The sequence below is a fragment of the Streptomyces sp. NPDC050732 genome, assembly GCF_040654255.1.
Lineage (GTDB): Bacteria > Actinomycetota > Actinomycetes > Streptomycetales > Streptomycetaceae > Streptomyces.
The window spans coordinates 92,475-113,405 of sequence record NZ_JBFAHP010000007.1 but is presented as its reverse complement, the minus strand read 5'-3'; the positions used below and the strand labels follow the sequence as shown (position 1 = coordinate 113,405).

Genomic DNA, 20,931 nt, shown 5'->3' with positions numbered 1-20,931 from the left:
TGATCCAAAAGAAAGTTCTTAGATCTTGAGGCAGCCTTATCGCTCGTCCTCGCGAAGTAGCTCCTCGATGCGGCGGTTGGCGACGTCCTGCCGTCCGTCGAGGCACTTCGCGTAGCGGGTCAGCAGGACCTCGACGCTGTTGCCGGCGCGCTCGGCCACCTCGGTGGGGTCGACACCGGCGTTGAGCCACGTCGACAGCGCCGAGTGCCGGAGGTCGTACGGCCGACTCGCGAGGCCGCGACGGCCGGCGGAAGCGCGAGAAGCCGAGCTTCCTGCCACACGCGATAGTAGGTCGAGGACGGGACGACCGAGCCCTTCTCCCTGAAGAAGAGCCGTCCGTCGTCCGCCGTGCCAAAGGTGGCCAGGTGCTCGCGGAGCACGGCCACGAGATGGGGCGGGATAGGCACCCGCCTCACGTCCTCGGTTGGCCGATTCTTCAGCCCGCGGTCGTCATGGGTCTCCCCCGAGTCGGTCCACTGCTTGCCGGCAGACGGACGGGTCCGGTGGAGCCGCGCCGAGCCCCAGCCTTCCTCGGGAAGGTTCAGGTCCGTCTGGGCAAGACCGACCGCTTCCGCCGGCCGGAGACCGCCGAAGTACATGGCGGCGAACAGACCCACGAGGCGACGACCACGAGCACGCCGGTACCCGCCCACATAGGAATCCGCCGCCAGAAGTTCCGTGCCTGCTCCGGGTTGGCGACAACCCGCGGGTCGACCTGGTTAGACACCTTCGGCTTCTGCCAGCGGACAGCCGTGATGGGGTTCTCCCGCAACTCCCCCAGGTCGACGGCGTAATTCGCGGCATTAACGAGCGTCCGGCGCTTGCGCCGCACGGTCTCCGCCGCTGCTGCCGTGCCGTCGAGCTCGAGCTTCAGCGAGTCGAGGACCGCGCGAGCCGTGGCCGCTTCAGCGAGATCGGCGAGCAGCTGGGACGCCTTGGACACCCAGTGGAGAACGTTCCGCACGTCGTCCGGGACTTCCCGGTCATCGGGCCCCTGCAGCACGAAGGCCCAGTTGCGCAGTGCTGTGCAGATCTCCTCGTCGGCTGGTCGTCCGGCGCGTTCGTCGAGGAGTGCCAGCGTCACGCTGGTGAGGGCTTCATTAATGTCCTCCCGTGTGTCGGGGGCGGCATGAGGCCATTTCATGGCGAGGTACTTGAGAGCGAAGGCGTACCACGAAGCGGCCGACTTCTTCTCTTCCATCGAGGCCGGAAGTCCAGACTCCGTGTCGGACTCCTCGCCCTCGCGCATCGCACGCATGAGCTTCGTGCGGTAGTGGTCGGCGAGCGCCTTGGTGCGGAAGGACTCTGAGAACACACCGCCTGCGACGGACCACCGGACACCGTACGAGGGCGTTTTGGTGTCCCGCTTGCGGACTGACCTTCACATCGAGAGACTTCACGCCGCCTCCTCCAGCTGTCGCAGCCATGTGTAGAAGTCACTCCGCCGAACCCCCAGCTCTCCGTTGGGCAGCTTGAATGCGGCTGGCCCGTAACCCAGTTCTCGCCAGCGGTGGAACGTCCGACGGGAAACACAGCTCAGCTCATCCAGGACTTGGCGAATGGTCATCAGCTCGTCGCGACGGGCATCCATGTCGGTCCTCGTTCCGTTCCGGGCGTGGGTTCGAGGGACACAGCGAGCCAGGCTTCACCGGTACTGAGGCCGGTTCCAGCGAAGGCCCAGTGGGCGACAACGAGCGTGGTTTCGCCGTCCTGGGGAGCGGCCGTGGCGGCTTGTGCGCGGCGCCATTCGGCGCGGACGTGGCGGAGGGCGCCGAGAGTGGTGGAGTAGCGGCGGGACTTGGTGGAGAAGTGACCGCGGAAGCCGAGCATGTGGGCCCAGGCGCGCAGGCGGAGGTGTTCGAGGTCCTTGCGGGCGCTGAGGGCCCAGGCCGTCCGGATCATGCGCCGCGCGTGGTCGATGATCCGTGCCTGTGCCAATTCGGCGAGGAAGCGTTACTGACCTGCAAAGCGTGATGTCGTCATGATGGTTGGCGTCGAAGGCCAGTGCCGGTGAGGCAGCCATCGAGGACGTCGTGGCGGTACTGAAGCTGACGTAAGCCGCGCCGGACGGCAGTGATCAGGTCGTCGGGGTCGGCGAACGCGCGGTTGGCCGTGGCGGTGCGTCGCAGGACGGACCAGATGCCCTCGACCGGGTTGAGGTCGGCTGCGTAGGGCGGGAGTTGGTAGACGGTGAGCCAGTCACGTTCGGCGATGTAACGGCGCATCCCTGCTGTGAGGTGTGTGTTGAGGATGCCCCTATGTTGCGTCAAGTGGCAGAGGCTGAGGCAGCAAGGGCTGGCGTCGGCTGGATCTGACGGTAGATCTCGCGTTTCGACATGCCCTGTTTCGTGCGTCGTTCGAGGTAGAGGCGTGTGCGGGCATCACGGCGGATGCGTGTGACGACGATACGGTAGAGGGCGGCGTTGGCCTGTCGGTTGCCCCCGCGGTTGAGCCTCCGGCGCTGGGTCTTTCCGGAAGACGCTCGACAGGGCTGACGCCGCACAAGGCAGCGAACGATGCTTCACTAACCAGCCGTTCCGGGTTGTCGCCGACAGCGATCAGCAGGGCAGCGGCACTGTCGGGCCCGACACCGGTGATGTCCAGGAGCTGCGGATGGTCGTGACGGAGGGCCTTGGTGACCCGGTGGGTGAGTTCCTTCACCTCGGCGGTCAACTGCTGGATGCGCCGGGCCAGCAGCCGGAGCGCGAAGACGGCCGCGTCGCCGGCGTCGGGGAGGTCGGCGCACGCGGCGATCAGGGCCGTGTTGCTCAGCTTGGACAGCGTCTCGCGCAGCGCAGGATCGATGCCGAGCAGCACGGCCTTGAGCTGGTTCTTCGCCTGCGTGCGGGCCTTGACGGCCGATTCCTTCGCCAGCCGCAGCACGCGCATGTCGGCCGCCGGGCCCTCGCCGGTCTTGGGCGTGACGTCAGCGCGTCCGGACAGGACCGCGCGGGCGGCGGCCTCCGCATCGACGGCATCGGTCTTGCCTCGCTTGCGGCGCATGGCGCGGTCGGGCTGATTGACCTCGACGACCTGGACGTTCTCCCGGCTCAGGAAGCGTGCCAGGGCCGCCCCGTAGGAGCCGGTACATTCCACACCGGCTCGGTGCAGGGTGCCGAAAGAGCATGCCCAGAACAGGAGTTGGCGGTATCCGAAGGCGGTGGCCGGGAACTTCTGGTGGGCCAGGAGCACCCCGAGCACGGTGATCACGGCGGCAACGTGTACGTCCTTGTGGGTGTCCACCCCCAGGATCATGTCCTCTGCCGGCGGTTCTTCCGGCTGTGCGGGCAGATTCGGCTGGGGCATGCTGATGATGGTCACGCGGCTCCTCGATCGGCACGGGGCTGTGGCCGACGTCGAACCGGTGCGCGGTCAGAACTGTGACGGTGCCTTGTGCGGCAAGGCCCCTATCGAGACACGCCCGCCGGTCCGGCGGCAGCAGACACCGCCCGGGATCCAGGGCCGACAGATCCTCAACAAGGCAACCTGGGCCAGTTGTCCCACGGGTCAGACCCTGGCCCCGGGCAGCACCCCATGAGTCTCACAGTTGTCCCACACGAGCACGATCGGACCGCCGAGCTGCTGGTGGGCGACCTGGATAAGGTCGCGGTAGTCGGTCCAGGCGAACGACTTGCGTCCATTGGGGCGGGCATCCGGACGGGGCCGGTAGAGCAGCCGAGAAGACTGCCCTGGCTTGTAGCAGGCGAGGGCGGCGACCGACAGGCGCCGGCGGGAGCGGCCGCGGACCCGCACAATGGGGGTGTGACCCCGCCGGGACCATGTGCGGGAGATGGGCGGCGTCATCGAGAATCCGGCCTCGTCCTCGAACACGAGCCAGGCGCCGAGCGCCACCGCGGTCCTTCCACCTGGGCCAGGTCTCCTTCACCCAACCGGCCACCAGGTTCTCGTCGCGCTCCAGGGCCCGGCGGGTGGGGACCTGGCAGGTCCAGCCGTACCGCTTGAGCAGGGCGGCCACCCCTTGCACGGTGTAGCCCTTGTGGAACCGGTGTCCAATCAGCGTCTTGTTCCGCGGCAGGGTCCAGGTCTGGTCTGGCCAGCCGTGTGCCACCGGCCCCCTGGCCGGCTCACGCTCGAGCACGGTGAACAGCTCGTCGCCGAGCAGCGGCAGCGACGCCGGGCCCTTCGAGGCCAGGGCTCCCGGCCCGTCCTGCGACCAGGCTTTTCGCCAACGCTGTACTGACCGGAGGCTGACCCTCAGGTCGTGGGCGATGACCGTGTTCTCATGGCCCTGCCTGAACCGCTCGGCCGCTTCCATCCGCAACTTCTCACGGAAGACCCGCCCTTCATCGGTCAGCCCACCCCCTTGCGCATACCTCATGTAGTCGGCATACCGCAGGGATCACCAGACGTCGGCCTCTGCGACACCACGCTTTGAAGGTCAGTAAGCGCTCCGGCGCAACTGCGCCAGCATGGCTTGCTAACGGGCCGCCAGTTTCAGGCGCCAGGCCGTTGCCCATGGATGTATGCAGATCAACTGCTCGCCACGCACAGTCGCCGGTAAGCTACAAGCTCATGCACCGTGCAGGGCGGATCGGAGGGTGGGGTATGCCTGGTTCAGGTCAGGAAATGCTCAGAATCATGCACGAGGTGGATGCAGCGTTAAGAAATGGCCGCTCAGGCGACGATGAGAACGCACGAACTGGCCTACCGGAACTCTCAACGATTGACGGAATCGCCGTAGACCCCTTCAGCAGCCAGGACGTCTTGGAAAGGCTGGTGCGCCGTGCATATCGCGATTAACGCCGAGTGCCGTCGGGGATTGCGCATTATTGAGGAAATTCCCAACATTCCACTGTGTCGCCTCGCCGGATACAACGGAATAGGAAAAAGTAACGCGATCAAGCTTCTCCAGCTATGCACGGGAAGTCAACCTTTCTCTGGAGACACGCCAGCTTGGCAGAGCTTTCGCAGCCAGCTAGTACGTGCCCAAATTAAGGTAACGGGCCTAAGAGGCGCAGACGAGATCACGTGGCAGCTTTCACCGAAGTCTTGGCCCGCATCACCGGAGCCACTGGGGGACCTTGTAGGGAGCATTCAGATTGATGGCCGGAGCGCTCGACCCCGCGACCTCTCCGCGCTCCTAAGCGTCTATCACGTCATCGCCGCAGAAACTCCTGCTACCGTTCTTGCCGATCGAGTGCGCACAGCCCATATGGAAGTTGCCGATTGGCTGAATGAGCCAGGCAATGGCCGAATCGCCGACCTCGACTTGATTCTCGCAGAAATCCAAAACAGGATCAACGTATGCGATCCAGACGATTTTAAACGCAACGCCGCTGCAGCCTCTGAGGCACAGATAGTAGCGCACGACGTTACATCTAAAGTAGAGGAAGGTCGCCGACGTCTCTCCCTTATGGATAAGGCTATCGACGTTGCCGAGAAACTAGAGCGTGTGCGAGGTCGCGGCCCTGAGATGGATGCGAAAATAAAGGAACTGCAGGCCAGGCTCGAATCGATTGACCTACAGCGCCAGAAGCTTGACGAGAAGGTCACAAAAGCAAGCGCACGGCAGCACAGTGACGAAGAGGCGAAACGGAAATTCAACAACGCCCAAAAGCACCTGATCCGTCAGGAAAAGGCACTCCGTGAGTGCAGAAGTTTACTCCAGCGCCGCGCTGCAGACGTTGGCGTCGCTCCTAAGCGAGACGCACTCACAGCTCAGCGATCGACGCTTGGCCGACGCCTCAAAGAACTACAAACACAGCTTCCCCAAGTCAATGCCACCCCCATGCTGGTGGAGCTTCTGACCCACCTGACGTGGAAGCTGGAAGAGGCAGAACAGCAAGACCTGGGTAACGCTGTTCTCATCGAATCTAGCAGTGAACATGGCGAGTGGACCGTCGCCCGGTTCAAGGCCGCATGTGAACATCAAATCTCGATGCTCTCCGACCGAGCGCCTTCTAAAGATGCAGAGGCTCTAGAAGCACACATCGAAGAGACGCGGGCTGACCTCGATGCAGTCGCACAAGCGTTGGAGCAAATCGAGACGTACGAATCTGTCGAGCAAAACTTCGTTAAGGCCCAAGAACGACTCCGTAAGGCCACGAGTGAGCTCCCAGCGTCAACTGCACAGACCCTCGATGAGCTGATGGCTCTCCGCAATGAGCTGGATCAGCAGAGCCGTGCCGTGCAAAACGAGTACGCAAACCTAAGTCATGCCAAGGACATGCTCGGCGGGGGAATGACTGAAGACGCTCTCTCAGCTGAGCTATTCCGACTCTGCCGCGAGGCAGAGGTACCGGTGGTAAGGGTTCGCGGACGTCGGGATCGGCAGCGGGTTGAGCTAGAGGAAATCGAGCGCCGCGAAATCACGGCCACCCATACAGCGGACAACGCGCGGCGCGGGCTGGAAAAGCAAACCGCGGACATTTCAAAGGTACTCGAATATCTTTCCCAGGAAGCGAGCCTGGCGTGGCTGCGCAAGGCTGTGCCGGGTGGGATTGAATCTATCCGAGACGCCGATCCTATCGAGCAGGCAGAATCGCTTCAAGATTTGGCTGTGCGCCTCGAGTCTGTACGCGACTCACTTCGAGAGGCCCAGACAACCGTCCAGGGAATCGGGTCAGCCTTGGGTGACCTGTCAAACAACTTGCGTCGACCGACGGATGAGACACCTCGGGATAACCTTGCCAATTCCGCAGCTCGTTTGTGGCTAGCGGGGGAAGTACGGCAGTGGTTTGACACTGAACTCGTTCGCCGAGCCTTGTTCGACGGAGGTTCCGACATTTCTCTCAACCCCCGCAACATGACCGTTTCATGGAACGTAGACGGCGAACTCCACGAGCGGCCGCTTTCAGCCTTTTCGAGCGGACAGCAGGCCTTCGCGTACACGCAAGCCCAAGTTGCAAACCTTGATCGCGAGGAGGTTCCTGCCCAGAACCGCCTGATTGCCCTGGATGAGTTTGGCTCCTTCCTGGACAGCGACCGCATGCAAGACTTGGCGAGCTACCTGTCGAATCGGCAGACGACCGCTCCACAAGATCAAGTCCTTGTCATCCTACCGCTCGAAGCTCCACCCGGTCAGGCATCAGAGGGGCACACCGATCCGAGAATTGATTCTCTGGAGCGGCGAGGATACTTCGCGGAGGCGTTCAAGCCGTGAAGGATAAGGGCAGCTCCGTCACTAAGGGCAGGGACATTTTCGGGGTGCCGGTCGTTCTCAGTGGGGAAGAAATAACGAGCCTTATCCGAGACCTGACTGTGCTATGGAAGACGACGTATGGAAAGTCTCCCAAAGACCTTGAGGCCGACCTACAGCAATGTCGCAGGTTCTTTGACCCATTGGCGAGAGGTCATACGCTTCGCGAGCGCCTATCGACACTTCAGCCGGCCCCGCGCGATTTACGCAGAAGCACCATGCTGCAGCGGGAGCCGCTAGTAGTTGACGCGGGCGACGGTGTGATGATTGTAGGCATCGAAGCGCGTCTATTGCTCGAACTACTGGAGCAAGAAGACGTTAGCGACGATCACGTTGTTCTTTCCGCAGCTCAGGTCGCTGCGGCTGAGCGGCGCGCCTTAGAAATCTACCGTGGATGGTCACTCAGCAGACTCGATCAGGTCATCGCCCTCAGGAGTGGACAAGGGCGTGAGGTCATGCAAGCCATCTCTGTCGGGCTCGTCCTCGCTCTTCTAGTAAATCGTTCAGACACCCCTGAGCGAGCTGTAGTGCGCTGGGACCACACGACACCGGACGGTCGCAAGGTAGACGTTGCACTGCACGCGGGGGCTGAAAGATTCGCCGAAGTGATCTCCGGAGGCCGCGGAAGTCGCTCAAGAGGAGAGCAGAGACTAAAGGGCGGATATGCCATCAGCGAGGCGCGCAGGAGACTGGCACATAGGCTGGCTGTGGTCCCTGATAGAGGTAGTGGCGGGGAACTGCTTTTCGTGCCACAGGAGCATCGCGGCGAAGTAATTTCTTTCCTCGGCCGAGACCTGGCACGTCGCTCTAGCCTCAGCGATGACACTCTTAGAGTGGGCTTGGATCAGCTAGTTCTTGCCTTCCGAGCCGCTGCTGGCAGCCTCGCCAACCGAGCCATGGTTTTTGAACGACCAGCCGACACGCGTTCACTCAAGCATGAACTACTTGCGTCGTTTCAACAGGCGCGCAGCGCCTAAAATGATTGAGTTCTAAGCGGCGCACCGAGTGCCGTGGCACTCGGTGCACCGACGTTACCGGCGACGCAGAAGCAGTAGTCTTTCACTTAGCTGCACATCGTGTCGCGTGGTGTTCGTAGCCCATCTCTGACCGCGAAGCCGCAGCGTAACATCTTTTTCGACAGTGAAGTTCAGACGCTCGGCTATTTCGCCAATCAATGCAGGAGTGTCAATATAGACACCATAGGGTGCACTATCTCCGATCAGCCACGCAGTTGGCGCACCCGACATGAGCGTCCCGGAAAGATTCTCCAGAACCAGAGCAATGGCCTGGAAGTAATCTGGGACCACTCGGTCGTATTCTTTGCCTCGCTTGCGGCTTGTTCGCTCCGCCTCTAGGCGGCTCGTTATATCCAGGATTCGATTTCCCGTCGCCCCAAAGCGATCAAGAAAATTCTCAGCTTTTCGCGCTGAGCCTACACTACTCTGCTGAGTCGTTGCGGTCAGCATGTCAGATCTCACTGCGGAGCACATTTCTGCCCACGTCGCAGCGACTCCCCAGAAGTAGAGTTCCAGGCGCGTCGCGTCAGCGTAATCGAAATTATTTAGATAGGGTGGCGAAGAAATGCACCCATGGGCGGCCCCCGGTTCTGCCGAGGCCCAAGCCGCTGGGTTTCGAGCATCCCCCGTGGCTACGAAGGCTCGCCCGTCTAGCGTTTCTGCCAAATAGAGGTCTTCCGCCATCCAGGTGACACGTTGGATAAACCGAGGAACTGGATCGATAAATCTTGGTTTTCTTTCGGATCCAGGGCGCTGATAAGGCCATCCAACCTTAGCGGATGCAACGTCGCGCAGTGTTCCCAATAGAGCCCACTTGGCGTAAACCGCGCAAGGATGGGGATACTCCTCTTTAATCACTTCGCGGAGAGCCATTAGGATTCCCAAGGTCTGAACGGTGAAGCAACGTCGGACTAGGTCCGGTTCATCCTCCACCTTCAGATTGCCAGCGCCTGCCCGCGCCGAAGCTGAGGCAGCGAGCTGGCGAGCAAACGCCATGAACTCCGCTGCTGGGACCGGTGACTGCGCTAGCTTCAGGCTGGCCAGCTCCGCGATTTCAGGGTGGGCCTCAACTCCGAAGAACGAGTGGCCAGCTGTCAACGCTGCCGTCCCAGTCACCCCCGAGCCGGTGAAGGGGTCAACGATGAGGCTTGACGGCTGGATGTCCAGCTGGCTCAACAGCATCGCTACGTAGTCTGACGCGAAGCCAGCGGGGTATCTGAACCACCGATCAAACGGCTTGTTGTTGCTGGTGCCGTGGCTGCGCCCTCGGCCAGATGCGGGGCCGACCAGCGGCAGCGCAAGCTGCAAGCTTGATGTGGATGTCTTGGAAGACCCCGAAGGATCCTGATCTTCGCTCAGCATGACTCCATTGCACCACGGCGTAGGCCCCGAACGCCACGGCGCTCAGATATCAACTCATGATGGTACTCAAGACGACGCTCCGTGGCCGCCAACCCGGCTCTTTGTAGTAGCTGATGAGGTCCTGGCTGCGTCCCAAGATCGGCGCGATGACGCTGTCAGCTGGCTGTTCCAGGTCCGCAAGCCACTCGAGCGTACGTCGGCGTTGCTCTGGGTAGTTCCAGTGCGCGTCTGCAGCAAAGAAGGCGCCTGCTATGTCCTGCGCTGGTCCAAGTTGTTCTGATTCGAGTAGAGTGCGAAGGATGGTGTGCGCGAAGGCAAGAGGCATCCCCACGTGCTGCTCATCGCGGTCTTCCCAGTCACTCTCGACAAGGTGTCTCGCCATGCGAGCCGCCAACTCCGCGGCCTGCTCCGGTGCCGACGCGACGCAGCCGCGCAACTTCTGAGTTGGCACCAGAGCAAGGCAGTCGAAGTACAAACCAGGACTCTCTTGATGCGCAGCCGCCAGAGCTAACAAGGCCGCCAGATTGGCCTCGTTGCCTTCGATGATTCCAGTAATGAGGCGTTCTGCCTTTTCTTCGACCGGCTCGCTTCGGGCCGCCAAGACGTCTGGCACCAAAGCGCTGAGCTCCGCCATCGTCTGGGTGCGCTGCTGAACATCCTGCTGAGTAGTTGCCCGCACGAATGGACGCCAATGCAGCATCTCACCATCAGGCATCAGTGGTACGCCAGTTACAGGGTATTCCTTTCGCAGAAACCAGGCCGCTACTCTTCCGAGACTATAGACGTCAACTGCCGGCGTGGCCTCTGCAGTCCTATTTCTAGCGTTATTTGTGGCAAGCTCCGGGGCGTCGAAGCCCGGCGTACCGATGCCCTGCCCAGTCTTAGTTAGGGCCCGTGACATCGCATCTGCCGGGAGTACCATGCCCCAGTCCGCCACGACCCAGCGGTAGGGTGCATCCTCGCTGTCTTGCAGCGCAAGGATATTGTGGGGGGAGATATCTCGATGGATCAAACTTTGCCCGTGCGCAACCGACAGTGCGCTAGCCACGTTAAGCAGGATCGAAGCCAAATCTTCTTCGTCGAGTTCTTCTCTTAGCGTGGCCAAAGTACCAATTGCCAACGGCATCGTGTACCAAGTTGATCCGGGGTCGTGATCCCGGATTGGCATGATGTTCGGGTGCGCTAGCTGCCTCTGGGCTTCGATCTCCCGTTTAATACGATCGCGTGCATCTTGCCGCCTGTGAGCACGCTTCAACGCAACAACGATGCCAGTTCCCTTATGAGTTGCCTGGAAGACGTCGGCATAGCTTCCGCGGCCGAGAGTTTTGGCCTGCAAGCGGTAGTCTTCTTGCGTTGGCCTGCTTAGTAGCTGGTCTCGTAAGCCCCCATGCGGTTGACCTTTTGGCGTCCTAACACTATTGGGAAGTCGGGGCCGGTCGTCAGAGTCTGTGACTGAGTCGTTCACTAGCGCAGGTCTCCCGGGGTAGGCGGGCGCCGAGAGAGGACCGGTGGGGCCGTTGACGGCGTCCAGCAACGCCGCGACAGCGGCCTTCTCGTCCAATCCGTGCAGGTCCTTCCGGATGATTCCCGCCAGAGTGGCAGGGATGTCGGTGCCGGTGAGGGGCTCGATCGTCACCGGGATCAAGCGCTCGCGGCGCGCGACGACGGAGGTCCACTCCTCGTGAGTCCACCGCTCGCGGTTGAAGTAGCTGTTGGAAAACAACGCCACCACCGCAGTGGCCCGCCGTAGGGCATCGTTCATCCTCACAACGAAGTCGTCACCGGTGCGCCAGTCCCACACGTCTAGTTCCACTTGGTGGCCAGCCTCACGCAGCTGCCAGGCAACCCACTCCGCCCAAGCTCGGTCCTGCCCGGCGTAGCTGACGAAGACCGACTCGGAGATCTCACCCATTCCTGCCCCATCCCCCTTACGGCCGACTCGGCACCGCACCGCGTCCATGATCCTGCGTATACGGTGACGGCAGGATCCAAATCCTCCAGATCGCAGCAGTGTAGGTAAGGGGGCACACGATGGTTCGGGTACCGAAGAGCGTAGAGGTCAAGCTCAACCTGCGTGTACTGGAGATCTCCGGCACATGGGAGCCGAACGACACGGAGCGACGAGCGGCCTGGGAACTGTATGTGGAGCTCGTGACCCGGGTGTCGGTTGTACCGCTGCGTACCGACGAGGGCCTGCTGCGGGAGGCCTTGAGCAGCCTGTACTCCCTGTTCACCACGACCCGCGAGGTTTTGCGCAAGTACGGCCCGGAAGTGGCCGAGCCCAAGAACGACGGCCAGTACAACTTCGGCTTCCTGGCAGTGGCCATGCTCAACTACGGCCTCCGCCCCCTGTTGGCCAGCTGGCACCCTGCCCTGGAGGACTGGGAAACCTGCCGCCCCGCTGACCGCTCCAGGCGCGACCACGAAGAGGTGTGGCCCCAGGCTGGCAATGCGCGGGCGGCCCTGCGCGACGCCCGTGGTGTTCTAACCGCTTATGCCGACCTGCTCGCCACCGCCTGCGGCGTCCCCAACCTCCTCGGAGCCATCCCTGCCGCGGGCGAATAGGCGCACCAGCCCCGCAGGGCGACTGCAAGGTGGGTGATTTTGAACTGGCGCTGTTCAACTGAGTTCGAGGAGCACTGCGGCCGCATGAAGGGCGGACAGGCACTCCGCTCAGCGCAGTGTCGATGCTGGTGCGTCCGAGCGGCCCGGAGGCATCAGACGCGTCCAAGGAGAAGGTCTCCGTAGCGGCGGCCAGCACGCGACGCAGACGGCCGTCATGGACTATTTGTGGGTGAGAAAGCTTGTCTCGGCAGCCGAGAAGCCCGTGAGCTTGTCATATGGCCTAGACGCGCAGGCCCTCCGGAGCCATGTGCGCAGGTTCGAATCCTGCCGGGGGCACTCGCCGACAGCCAGTAAGAATCTTGGTCTGGCTTGGGCGGATGCCGACATGAGGGAGCGGGAGTCAGATTTACTGACTCCCGCTTTTTCTCGTTCCCCCTGCGCGATCACACTGGCAGCCACGGCTTCGGGTGTCCGCACCCGGCGCGTCCGGGACCGTCACTCTCAACGGCCACCTCTCGAAGGCGAGGATCGAAGGCAGGATGAGTGGCGTGAGTGGCCCTACCGGTAAGTACTCAATCACTATGCCCCCCGGCATCGCCGAAGCCGCCAAGGCGTGCAGCGGGCGTTCGGGCCTGTCTGCCTATGTCGCCGCCGCCGTCGCGCGCCAGATCGAGCGGGACAATCTCAACGAGCTCATCCAGGTCGGCGAGGCCGAGCACGGGCCCATCACCGACGAAGAGGTCCAGGCTCTGCGAGATCAGCTCCAACAGGCCCGTCACCAGCAAGCGCAGGGCGGGGCGAGCGGCGCGTGACCCGTCCCTCCCCCGCCAACCCCGTCGGCACCCTGGCCCTCGACAGTGAAGGGCTGGCCACGGCCGTCCTTCGCAACCGCACCGTCACCGGCTGCTCGGCCTCGCTCGCGCCAACGACCTGCGGGTGATCACTTCCGCGGCCACCCTTGTGGACGTGGTCCACCCCCGGATCAACCGTCCGCCCCTGGAGTGGACGCTTTCCCGCCTCGTCATCGAACCGGTCACCGAGGCCATTGCCCGCCACGCCGCCGCTCTCCTCGCCGGCGCCGGCCTGCACGGCCATAAGTACGCCATCGACGCCATGTTCGGCGCCACCACCCTCGCCGCCCCCGGCCCAACGGCAGTTCTCACCTCGGATCCCGAGGATCTAACCGCCCTGTGCGGCTCTCGCATCACCGTCATCAAGGTGTGATCACAGTCCCCAGTCGGGCTGGCGGTTTGTGGTGGAACGGGGGTGGCGGGGTATGGCGTCGTAGGGGGAGGGGGCCGAGGCTGCTTCGTTTATGTGCGCCCGTGGTCAATGACGTCGGGTGAGGGGCTGGGAAGACTGTTGCGCGGTGGCGAGCTCGGGGGCGCCAAGGGTTGTTGTGCCTCGGGGTGTTCCTTTGTGACCGTGTGTGGTCTTTCTTCGGCCGTCCGTGCATTCACATCATGTCGATCCTGTGCATCTTTGCCGTCGGCGCCATGGAAGCCGGACCAGGCGGGCCATCTTGCCCGGTGGTGCCTTCGAATGCCGTGATAGCACGGGGTGATCACTTTCGAGGAAGGTGATCACTTTCGAAGGAGGGGACGACCTCGTGGGCATCTTCAGCCGTCGCCAGACCGGCGCCACCGCCACCGTCGAGCCGCCGTCGGCCGGCGGTGTCGCGCTCGACTCCGCGTTGCGGGAGCTGACGGGGCAGTGGACCATCGACCGGCCGCACAGCCGTGTCGGGTTCTCCGTGCGGCACGCGATGGTCACCACCGTCCGGGGTGCCTTCGCCGATTACGACAGCACGCTGTACTTCGACGGCGACCGGCCCTCCGAGTCGCGCGCCGAGATCGTCATCCGGGTCGGGAGCGTCGACACCGGTGTGGAGCAGCGGGACGCGCATCTCGTCGGCGCCGACTTCTTCGACGCGCGGCGCTATCCGGAGATGGTGTTCCGCAGCACCTCCACCGTCCATGAGGGCGGGGAGAGCTTCCGCATGTACGGGGATCTGACCATCCGGGACGTCACCCGCCCCGTCGACCTGCAACTCGACTATCTGGGGTCGGTCGTGGACCCCTTCGGCTTCGAGCGCGTCGGCTTCGACGGCACCACCACCATCGACCGCACCGAGTGGGGCCTCGTCTACAACCGGCGGCTCGCGGCGGGTGGCACGATGGTGAGCGAGAAAGTTCGGCTGCAGTTCGACATCTCCGCCATCCGGTTCACCGGGTAGGTCCGGTGCAGTCCCGGTCCGGTGCAGTCCCGGTCCGGTGCGGTCCCGGTCCGGTCCGGTTCGCTGGGTGGGTCCCCGTTCACGGGTAGGCGCTTCCGTTTCGTAGGTGTGGCAGTGCGATGCTGGCGGGCGTTGTACGCGGAACACCGTGAACACCAGGAACACCGCCGCCGTACGCGGCATGCGAAAGGAGGGCGCGCTCGTGGGCGACTGGATACGTTGCTTCCACCCCGCACCCCACGCCGGGACCCGTCTGCTCTTTTTCCCGCACGCGGGCGGCTCCGCCAGCGCCTACCACCCGCTGTCGGCCGCCGTCAGCGGGGTCGTCGACCCGTTGGTCGTGCAGTATCCGGGGCGGCAGGAGCGGTTCGGTGAGCCGTTCGCCGAGCGGGCCGATGACGTCGTGGACGCCGTGCTCGCCGCGCTCCCCCGGTGGGACGACGGGGCGCCGACGGCGCTGTTCGGGCACAGCATGGGCGCGGTCCTCGCGTTCGAGACCGCGCGACGCATGACCGCGGCGGGGCATCCGCCCGCGGCTCTGTTCGTCTCCGGGCGGCAGGCCCCCTCGCTGCCCTGGCGGCCCGCGGCGGTGGTGCGGCCGGTGGCCGAGATGTCCGACGACGAGCTCGTGGCGGAGATGCGGAAGCTCTCCGGCACCGCGAACGAACTGCTGACCTCCCCCGATCTGCTGCCGATCATCCTGCCGCCGGTGCGCGCCGACTACCGCCTCCTGGACAACCACGTCCACCGCAGCGGCCCCCCGCTCGACTGCCCGGTCGTCGCCCTGACCGGCGACGCCGATCCCCGCGTCACGGTCGAGAGCGTGCGGGCCTGGGAGAGCGAGACGCGCGGCGACTTCTCCTGCCACGTGCTGGACGGGGGCCACTTCTTCCTCGACCCGCATCGGGCGTACGTCACCGAAGTCATCGCCTCCACTTTGGTGGGGCGGCGCGCGTCGACCCGGTGACGTCGCGCCGTCACTCCGCCTCGAACTCCGCGAGGAGCGCGTCCAGCGAGTCCTCCGCCTCGTCCGGCTCCTTCGCCTCGGCGATGCGGTCGGCCAGTTCCTGGAGGGTCAGCTCCTCCAGGAACAGGGTGATGGGTACCTCGATGCCGAAGTCGTCCCGGAGCCTGCCCACCAGGTGGACGGCGGTCAGCGAGTCGCCGCCCGCCGCGAAGTAGGTGGTCTCCGGGGCGACCTCCTCTTCCAGACCGAGGGCCTCGGAGAGGAGGTCGGAGATGGCCTTCGTCTCGGCCGGTTCAGCCGGTTCAGCCGGTTCAGCAGGTTCAGCCGGCTTGGTTTTCGCGGTTGTCTCCGTCGGCGTCTGGTCCGTTGGCTGGCGCGGCAGCGTCAGTGCTCCGTAGTTCTCCCCCGCGAACGGGTACGTCGGCAGGCTCACCCTGCGTCCCCCGCCCGCCTCCTCCGGCCAGATGACCGTGCCGCCCTTCAGCCACACTTCGCCGAGCTCGCGCAGCCCGTCGGTGTCCGGCTCCCCCTCCGTGTCGTTCGGCGGGCGGCCCTCCGCGAGCGCCGTCAGCCGCTCGGCGGCTTCCGCCGGGTTCGAGGCCAGGACGTACGCGCGTACGTCCATGGGGGTGCGGCCGGTCCGCAGGGTGTGCGCCACGTCCGCGAGGGACGGGGCGCCGGGGGCGCGGAGTGCGGTGGCCAAGGTGCCCGCGAGCGTCGTGAGGGCCGACTCCGTGCGGGCGGAGAGGGGCAGGATCTGCGTGCGGGGGCCGGGCTGAGTGGTGGCGTCCGGGGGTGCGGGGCGCCCCGGGGGCGTGGGGTGTTCCGGGGCCTGTTCCACGACGACGTGGACGTTCGTGCCGCCGATGCCGAGCGAGCTCACTCCCGCGCGCCGCTGGCCCTCGGCGGGGCGCGGCCACGGGGTGGGGCGGTCCACGACGTGGAACGGGGTGGTGTCCAGGCGTAGTTCGGGGTGAGGGCGGGTGATGTTGACGGTGGGTGCCAGCGTGGCGTGCTCCAGCATGAGCACGACCTTGATGAGTGAGGCCACGCCCGCCGCCGCGTCCAGGTGGCCGATGTTGGACTTCACCGAGCCGATGCCGATGTCGATGCCGATACCCATACCGGCGCCGGGCCCGGGGCTCGGCTTCTCCTGACTCGCGAACGCCTCCGTCGCCGCCGCCAGCTCGATGCGGTCGCCCAGTTCCGTCGCCGTTCCGTGGGTCTCCACGTACTGGGCCGCGTTCGGTCGCAGGCCCGCCGCCGACCAGGCCTCGACGACCGCCGCCGTCTGCTGCTCGACTCCGGGGGCGGTGAAGCCGACCTTCGTGGCGCCGTCGTTGGTCAGCGCGGTGCCGCGTACGACCGCGCGGATCGGGTCGCCGTCCGCTAGGGCGTCGGAGAGGCGGCGCAGCACGACGATGCCCGCACCGCTGCCCGGCACGGTGCCGCCAGCCCGTTCGTCGAAGGGGCGGCAGCGGCCATCGGCCGAGAAGATGCCGCCCGCGTAGTGGACGTAACCCTGTCTGCGTACGGTGTCGACGCTCACGCCGCCCGCGAGCGCGGTGTCGCACTCGCCGAGGAGCAGTGCCTGGGCGGCGAGGTGCACCGCCGTCAGTGAGGTCGAGCACGCCGTCTGGACGGTCAGGCTCGGTCCTTCGAGGCCGAGGCGGTAGGAGATCCAGGGGGCGAGGAACTCGCGGTCGGTGAGGATGCGGATCTGCATCGCGCCGATCGAGGCGGCCAGGCGGCGGTCGGTGTGGGCGGCGAGCATGTGCTCGGTGGGGCTGCCGCCGACGTACACGCCGGTGCGGTCCCGTGCGGCGAGCGGGTCGCGGCCGGCGTCCTCCAGGGCGGCCCAGGCGGTCTCCAGGAGCAGCCGGTGCTGGGGGTCGAGCGCGGCGGCCTCGGTGCGGTTGAAGCCGAAGAGTTCGGCGTCGAAGCGGTCGGCCTCGGCGAGGTGGCCCTTGGCCGGTACGTGGTTCGGGTCGCGCAGCTCGGCCGGGTCCGCGCCGTCGGCCAGCAGCTCCTCCTCGGTGAAGTCGACGATGGAGCAGACGCCGTCACGGAGGTTCGCCCAGTAGGTGGCGAGGTCGGGGGCGCCGGGGAAGCGTCCGCTCATCCCGACGATCGCGATGGCCGAGTCGAGGTCGCCCGCAGGGCTGGGACCGTTTTCGGGGACGGATGCGCGGTCCCAGGGTGCTGGCTCGGTCATCGTGACGTGCCCTTTCTGGAGCGGAGCCGTTGTGCGGCGGCGTTCTGGCGTGCGCGGCGGTCGCTTCCACGGCGCTCGGCGGGGGTGGTGGGGGTGGTGGGGGTGGTGGCCTCGTCCAGGTGTGCCGCGATCGAGGCGACCGTGGGGTGGCGGAACAGGTCGACCAGCGTCAGGTTCTCCGCCGTTTCCGTTTCCGTCTCCGTCTCCGTCTCCGTCTCCGTCTGCGTTTGCGTTTCGGTCTTGGTCTCCGTCGCGGTCTCTGTCTCCCGGAGTGCTTCGAGGACGGCCAGCAGGCGTACCGAATTGCCGCCGAGGTCGAAGAAGTTGTCGTGGACGCCGACCCGGTCCAGGGTCAGTACGCGGGCCCACACCTCCGCCACGCGCCGCTCGGTGGGGGTGCGCGCCTCGGCGTACGTACGGGTCGACTCCCGCCGCTCCGTGGGCGGTTCGGGCAGGCGGGCCCGGTCGATCTTGCCCGAGCGGTTGAGCGGCAGCTCGTCGAGGTGGACGTAGACCTCCGGCAGCATGTAGCCGGGCAGGCGTGCGGCGAGGTGGGCGCGGAGGGAGTCGTCCGAGGGCATCGCGCCGTCCCGGTGGACCACGTACGCGACGAGGCGCTGCTCGGGCCCGCTCCCCCGCACGGCGGCCGCGGCGACCGCGACGTCCGGGGAGCCCGCCAGCAGCGCCTCGATCTCGCCGAGTTCGATGCGGATGCCGCGCAGCTTGACCTGGGAGTCGGAGCGGCCGAGGTAGTGGAGGCGCCCCCGGGCGTCGGTGCGGGCGAGGTCGCCGGTGCGGTACATGCGGGAGCCCGGCGGGCCGTACGGGTCGGCGACGAAGCGTTCGGCGGTCAGGCCGGGGCGGCCGATGTAGCCGCGGGCGAGCGAGGCGCCCGCGATGTAGACCTCGCCGGTCACGCCGGTCGGCACGGTCCGCAGCCGGGCGTCGAGGACGTGTACGCGTGCGCCGGGCACCGGGCGGCCGATCACCACGGGTTCGCCGGGGGTGAGGTCGGCGGTGGTGGCGTAGACGGTGGCCTCGCTCGGCCCGTACGCGTTGACGATCCGGCGGCCCGGCTCGCTGAGCCGGTCGACGAGTTCGGCGGGGCAGGCCTCGCCGCCGACGGCGAGCGTACGCAGCTCCGGCAGGCGGCCCGTCACGTCGGGCAGCAGCATCGCGGCGGACGGCGGCAGGAACACGTACGTGATGCGGGAGTCCCGCAGCCGGGCGTACAGCGCGTCGCCGAGCCGTTCGTCGTCCCGCGCGATGTGCAGCTCGGCGCCCGCGACCCAGGGGAAGAAGAGGTCGGAGACGGCCACGTCGAAGCCGAACGACACGAACTGCAGCACGCGGTCGCCGGCGGTGACGGGGAACTCGGGCCGCACGCCCACGGCCAGGTTGAGCAGCGCGCGGTGCTCGACGGCCACGCCCTTCGGGACGCCCGTGGAGCCGGAGGTGAACAGGACGTAGGCGAGGTCCTGCGGGGACGGCCGGTCGCCCGGTGGCTCAAGTGGCGGCGCGGGTGTGCCGGGTTCGTCCGCGCGCACGCACGGGACGGTCAGGGCCGCCCCCTTGGCCGCGGTCTCCGCCGCCGTCACGAGCAGGCCCGTGCCCGACGCCTCGACCATGTGCGCGAGGCGCGCGTGCGGATGGGCCTGGTCCAGGGGTACGTACGCGCCGCCCGCGCGGAGCACGGCGAGGGCCGCGATGCCCATCTCGGGCGAGCGGGGCAGCAGCAGGCCGACCCGGAAGCCGGGCCGCACCCCTGCGGCGCGCAGCCGGGCCGCCAACGCGTCGGCTGCGGCGAGGAGTTCGCGGTAGGTGAGCCGGACGTCGCCGCAGACGAGGGCGGTGGCGTCGGGGCGGGCCGCGGCGACGTCCGCGATCAGGTCGGGGACCAGGCGGTCGGTGGGCGCGGCCTCGGCGGTGCGGTCGGCGGCGGCGAGGACGCGGGCGCGTTCGTCGGCCGGGACGGGGTCGAGGGTGGAGAGCGGCACGTCGGGGCGGGCGAGGGCCGCGTCGAGGAAGGTCTCGAAGTTACGGACCCAGCCGCGCACGGTGGCAGCCTCGAAGAGGTCGCTGCGGTAGATGAACTGGGCGGCGAGGTCGCCGGTGGCCGCGTCGACTGTGGCCGCGTTGCCGGTGGCCGCGTTGCCGGTGGCCGCGTCGTCGGCGGCCGCATGCTTGGTGCCGCTCCACCGCTCCACGTGCAGGTGGAAGTCGAACTTGGCGGTGGGGAGGGCCAGTTCCACGCGCTCCACGTGGGCTCCCGCGAGCGCGAGGGAGAGGTCGGTGTCGTCGTCGTAGGCGAAGACCAGCTGCACCACCGGGTCGTGGCTGGTCTCGCGAGCCGGGGCCAGCGCGTCCACGACGGACTCGAACGGGGCGTCCTGGTGGGGCTGGCCGGCGAGCAGCTCGGACCGGACGCGCCCGATCAGCTCGGTGTACGACGGGTCGCCCGTGAGGTCGACGCGGAGCGCCAGGGTGTTGGTCAGCATGCCGACCATCTCCTGGAGCTCGGGCCTGTCGCGCCCGGACACCGGATAACCGATGACCAGGTCGTCGCGGCCGCTGAGCCGTCCGAGGAACGCGGCGTACGCGGCGAACAGCGCCATGAAGGGGGTGGCGCCCCGGGTCCGGGCGGTCTCCGTGAGGCGGGTGCGGACCCCGCCGCCCAGCAGGAACCGCTCACTGCCGCCCGCCGCCGAGCGCACGGCGGGGCGCGGCCGGTCCAGGGGCGGCGAGACGACCTCGGGCGCGCCGCGCAGCCGGCCGGCCCAGTGGGCGACGGCTTCGGCGTAGGCGCCTTCGGTCTGGCGTTCGCGCTGCCAGACGGCGAAGTCCGGGTACTGGAGGGGTGGTTCGGAGGCGGTCGCGGTCTGGGCCACGCCCCCTCTGGACTCGGCCTCGTACCCGGCGGACAGGTCGCTGGACTCGGCCTCGTACCCGGCGGACAGGTCGCGCAGGATGACGCCGAGGGACCAGCCGTCGCAGATCAGGTGGTGGGCGACGAGCAGGACGCGGTGGCTGCCGCCGTCGACGGCGTACACCGTGCACCGCAGCAGCGGTCCGGTCGCCGGGTCGAAGGGGTGGGCGGCGTCGGACCGCAGCCGCGCGTCCGCCTCGTGCGCCCGCACGTCCTTCTCGACGGTGAGGTGCGCGCGGCCGGTGGCGGCGACGATCTGCGCCTGCGTACCGTCGGCCGCAGTGCGGAAGACGGTACGCAGGGACTCGTGCCGGGCGACCAGGGCGTCGAGCGCGCGCGTGAACGCGCCGAGGTCGAAGGGGCCGTGCACGGCGAAGGCGGCGGGGACGTTGTACTGGGCGGTGCCGGGGTTCATCCGGTCGAGGACCAGCAGGCGGCTCTGGGCGTCGGAGACGGGGAACTCGTACTCCTCGATGTCCACTGGG

The 20,931-nt window shown here is 66.4% G+C and carries 10 protein-coding genes and 7 pseudogenes; 6 read left to right on the top strand and 11 right to left on the bottom strand.

Going from position 1 to position 20,931, the window contains the following annotated elements:
* Positions 1-36 precede the first annotated feature (36 nt).
* The 7 genes and pseudogenes from AB0H82_RS08510 to AB0H82_RS08480 all read right to left on the bottom strand — a co-directional run bounded on the left by AB0H82_RS08510 (position 37) and on the right by AB0H82_RS08480 (position 4,276).
* A pseudogene (locus AB0H82_RS08510) lies at positions 37-1,400 on the bottom strand (site-specific integrase).
* Positions 1,397-1,591 carry an excisionase gene (locus AB0H82_RS08505; protein ID WP_362990221.1) on the bottom strand — a complete coding sequence of 65 codons (195 nt, stop codon included), beginning with the start codon at positions 1,589-1,591 and terminating at the stop codon, positions 1,397-1,399. Before AB0H82_RS08505 ends, AB0H82_RS08510 begins: the two are co-directional and overlap by 4 nt.
* Positions 1,567-1,953: pseudogene (locus tag AB0H82_RS08500) on the bottom strand (replication initiator); the annotation flags it as partial. The gene AB0H82_RS08505 and the pseudogene AB0H82_RS08500, both read right to left, overlap by 25 nt.
* A 26-nt stretch (positions 1,954-1,979) precedes the next feature.
* A pseudogene (locus tag AB0H82_RS08495) lies at positions 1,980-2,249 on the bottom strand (transposase); the annotation flags it as partial.
* A gap of 17 nt (positions 2,250-2,266) precedes the next feature.
* Positions 2,267-3,255, bottom strand: a pseudogene (locus AB0H82_RS08490) (IS110 family transposase).
* A 291-nt stretch (positions 3,256-3,546) separates the two neighbouring features.
* Positions 3,547-3,804: pseudogene (locus AB0H82_RS08485) on the bottom strand (DDE endonuclease); the annotation flags it as partial.
* A pseudogene (locus AB0H82_RS08480) lies at positions 3,801-4,276 on the bottom strand (winged helix-turn-helix domain-containing protein). The pseudogenes AB0H82_RS08485 and AB0H82_RS08480, both read right to left, overlap by 4 nt.
* Before the next feature lie 468 nt (positions 4,277-4,744).
* On the opposite strand from AB0H82_RS08480, the gene AB0H82_RS08475 reads away from it, so the two are divergent.
* Positions 4,745-7,123 (top strand): hypothetical protein, encoded by a 2,379-nt coding sequence (locus tag AB0H82_RS08475; RefSeq protein WP_362990219.1) that lies wholly within the window; start codon positions 4,745-4,747, stop codon positions 7,121-7,123.
* A gap of 1,067 nt (positions 7,124-8,190) precedes the next feature.
* Here AB0H82_RS08475 and AB0H82_RS08470 read toward each other — a convergent pair.
* Both AB0H82_RS08470 and AB0H82_RS08465 read right to left on the bottom strand, forming a co-directional pair.
* Positions 8,191-9,537, bottom strand: coding sequence for a DNA methyltransferase (locus AB0H82_RS08470; protein WP_362990217.1), 1,347 nt, complete (start codon positions 9,535-9,537; stop codon positions 8,191-8,193).
* 49 nt (positions 9,538-9,586) lie between these two features.
* On the bottom strand, positions 9,587-11,449 hold the full coding sequence (locus AB0H82_RS08465; RefSeq protein ID WP_362990215.1) for a TIR domain-containing protein: 1,863 nt from the start codon (positions 11,447-11,449) through the stop codon (positions 9,587-9,589).
* Positions 11,450-11,568: 119 nt separating this feature from the next.
* Here AB0H82_RS08465 and AB0H82_RS08460 point away from each other — a divergent pair, with 119 nt between their 5' ends.
* From AB0H82_RS08460 to AB0H82_RS08440, 5 genes and pseudogenes are all read left to right on the top strand, one after another.
* Entirely contained in the window at positions 11,569-12,102 is a 534-nt protein-coding gene (locus AB0H82_RS08460) for a hypothetical protein (protein ID WP_362990213.1), read from the top strand.
* Positions 12,103-12,650: 548 nt separating this feature from the next.
* Positions 12,651-12,914: a CopG family transcriptional regulator gene (locus AB0H82_RS08455; protein ID WP_362990211.1), complete on the top strand. Its 264-nt coding sequence runs from the start codon at positions 12,651-12,653 to the stop codon at positions 12,912-12,914.
* Positions 12,911-13,326: pseudogene (locus tag AB0H82_RS08450) on the top strand (DNA-binding protein). Before AB0H82_RS08455 ends, AB0H82_RS08450 begins: the two are co-directional and overlap by 4 nt.
* A gap of 385 nt (positions 13,327-13,711) precedes the next feature.
* Complete coding sequence (locus AB0H82_RS08445; protein WP_362990209.1) at positions 13,712-14,338, top strand: YceI family protein; 627 nt, start codon at positions 13,712-13,714, stop codon at positions 14,336-14,338.
* Between the two features lie 148 nt (positions 14,339-14,486).
* On the top strand, positions 14,487-15,305 hold the full coding sequence (locus AB0H82_RS08440) for an alpha/beta fold hydrolase (protein WP_362990207.1): 819 nt from the start codon (positions 14,487-14,489) through the stop codon (positions 15,303-15,305).
* A gap of 10 nt (positions 15,306-15,315) precedes the next feature.
* On the opposite strand, the gene AB0H82_RS08435 is transcribed toward AB0H82_RS08440, so the two are convergent.
* Entirely contained in the window at positions 15,316-17,520 is a 2,205-nt protein-coding gene (locus AB0H82_RS08435) for a beta-ketoacyl synthase N-terminal-like domain-containing protein (RefSeq protein ID WP_362990205.1), read from the bottom strand.
* The gene (locus AB0H82_RS08430) at positions 17,517-20,927 is read right to left on the bottom strand and encodes an amino acid adenylation domain-containing protein (protein ID WP_362990203.1); all 3,411 of its coding nucleotides are present in this window, start codon (positions 20,925-20,927) and stop codon (positions 17,517-17,519) included. The genes AB0H82_RS08435 and AB0H82_RS08430 overlap by 4 nt, the downstream gene beginning before the upstream one ends.
* Positions 20,928-20,931: the final 4 nt, after the last annotated feature.

Bases quoted from the DNA above. Each gene is read 5' to 3' on its own strand.
- AB0H82_RS08460 (WP_362990213.1), top strand. From the start codon at position 11,569: ATGGTTCGGGTACCGAAGAGCGTAGAGGTCAAGCTCAACCTGCGTGTA.
- AB0H82_RS08470 (WP_362990217.1), bottom strand. From the start codon at position 9,537: ATGCTGAGCGAAGATCAGGATCCTTCGGGGTCTTCCAAGACATCCACA.
- AB0H82_RS08435 (WP_362990205.1), bottom strand. From the start codon at position 17,520: ATGACCGAGCCAGCACCCTGGGACCGCGCATCCGTCCCCGAAAACGGT.
- AB0H82_RS08465 (WP_362990215.1), bottom strand. From the start codon at position 11,449: ATGGGTGAGATCTCCGAGTCGGTCTTCGTCAGCTACGCCGGGCAGGAC.
- AB0H82_RS08505 (WP_362990221.1), bottom strand. From the start codon at position 1,591: ATGGATGCCCGTCGCGACGAGCTGATGACCATTCGCCAAGTCCTGGAT.